The sequence below is a fragment of the Streptomyces sp. KLMMK genome, assembly GCF_036961605.1.
GTDB lineage: Bacteria > Actinomycetota > Actinomycetes > Streptomycetales > Streptomycetaceae > Streptomyces > Streptomyces telluris.
This window is the reverse complement of the sequence record NZ_JBAMDC010000651.1, coordinates 1-2,144: the sequence shown is the minus strand read 5'-3', so window position 1 is coordinate 2,144 and position 2,144 is coordinate 1. Positions and strand designations below refer to the sequence as shown.

Annotated in this window: 1 protein-coding gene; it reads left to right on the top strand. The window is 72.0% G+C overall.

Going from position 1 to position 2,144, the window contains the following annotated elements; all coding sequences use genetic code 11:
- Nucleotides 1-2,144, top strand: a 2,144-nt coding sequence (gene glgB, locus V7793_RS36745) for a 1,4-alpha-glucan branching enzyme (RefSeq protein WP_336014020.1), incomplete at both ends; no start/stop codon positions are given.

Here is a 2,144-nt window from a genome sequence, read left to right as displayed (position 1 = left end):
GCGGCTGCTGCACGGCGCGCACCACGACCCGCACGGCCTGCTGGGAGCGCACCCGGTGCCCGGCGGGGTGGTGTTCCGCACCCTGCGCCCCTTCGCACGCTCCGTGGCGGTCAGCGCGAAGGGCCTGCGGGTGGAGCTCTACGACGAGGGGGACGGCCTCTTCGCGGCGGTGCTGCCCCTCAGTGAGCTCCCCGACTACCGCCTGCTGGTGAGCTACGAGGGCACGGAGCTGGAGGTCCGCGACCCGTACCGCTTCCTGCCCGCCCTCGGCGACCTCGATCTGCACCTGATCCACGAGGGCCGCCACGAGCAGCTGTGGCAGGCGCTCGGCGCGATGCCGATGACGCATGAGGACGTGGCGGGCACCCGCTTCACGGTGTGGGCGCCCAACGCCCTGGGCGTACGGGTCGTCGGCGACTTCAACTACTGGGACGGCGCCGGCCATCCCATGCGGTCGCTGGGCTCTTCCGGGGTGTGGGAGCTGTTCCTGCCCGGCATCGGCGAGGGGGCGCTGTACAAGTTCGAGATCACGCGCCCGGACGGCTCGCACACGATGCGCGCGGACCCCATGGCGCGCCGCACGGAGGCCCCGCCGGCGAACGCGTCGGTCGTGCACGCCTCGCACCACACCTGGCAGGACGCGGAGTGGATGGCGGCCCGCACGGGGAAGCCCGTCCACGAGCACCCCTTCTCGGTCTACGAGGTGCACCTGCCCTCCTGGCGCCCCGGCCTGACCTACCGGCAGCTGGCCGCGCAGCTGCCCGCCTACGTCAGGGACCTCGGCTTCACGCACGTGGAGCTGATGCCGATCGCCGAGCACCCCTTCGGCGGCTCCTGGGGCTACCAGATCACCGGCTTCTACGCCCCGACCGCCCGCCTGGGCACCCCGGACGACTTCAAGTACCTGGTGGACGCGCTGCACGCGGCCGGCATCGGGGTGCTCATGGACTGGGTGCCCGCGCACTTCCCGCGCGACGACTGGGCGCTGGCCGAGTTCGACGGGCGGCCGCTGTACGAGCCCGCGGACCCGCTGCGCGCCGCGCACCCCGACTGGGGCACGCTGGAGTTCGACTACGGCCGCACGGAGGTGCGCAACTTCCTCGTGGCCAACGCGGTCTACTGGTGCGAGGAGTTCCACATCGACGGGCTCCGGGTGGACGCCGTCGCCTCCATGCTCTACCTCGACTACTCCCGCGAGGCGGGCCAGTGGACGCCGAACGTCCACGGCGGCCGGGAGAACCTGGACGCGGTGGCGTTCCTGCAGGAGATGAACGCGACCGTCTACCGCCGCTGCCCCGGCGTCGTCACCGTCGCCGAGGAGTCCACGGCCTGGGACGGCGTCACCCGCGCCACGCACCACATCGGGGCGGGCGGCTTCGGCGGCCTCGGCTTCGGCCTGAAGTGGAACATGGGCTGGATGCACGACTCCCTCGTCTACGTCTCCAAGGAGCCGGTGCACCGCAAGTACCACCACGGCGAGATGACGTTCTCGATGATCTACGCGTACAGCGAGAACTACGTGCTGCCGATCTCGCACGACGAGGTCGTCCACGGCAAGAGCGCCCTGGTGTCGAAGATGCCGGGCGACTGGTGGCAACAGCGCGCGAACCACCGGGCCTACCTCGGCTTCATGTGGGCGCACCCCGGCAAGCAGCTGCTCTTCATGGGCCAGGAGTTCGCGCAGGGAGCCGAGTGGTCCGAGGCCCACGGCCCCGACTGGTGGCTGCTCGACCCGTCCTACTCCGCCGAGGCGGACCACCGGGGCGTACGGGACCTGGTCCGCGACCTGAACTCGGCCTACCTGGCCACGCCCGCGCTGTGGCAGCGGGACACCGTCCCCGAGGGCTTCGAGTGGGTGGTGGGCGACGCGGCGGAGGACAACGTCTTCGCCTTCCTGCGCTTCGACGCCCAGGGCGCGCCCCTGCTGGCCGTCAGCAACTTCTCCCCCGTCGTGCGGCACGGCTACGCCCTGGGCGTGCCCGGCCGGTTCACGGCGTGGCAGGAGATCCTCAACACGGACGCCGCCCGCTACGGCGGCAGCGGCGTCACCACCCCCGACCCGGTCAAGACGGAGGCCACCCGCCACCACGGCCGCCCGGCGAGCATCACGGTGACGCTGCCGCCGCTGGCGACGGTGTGGTGGC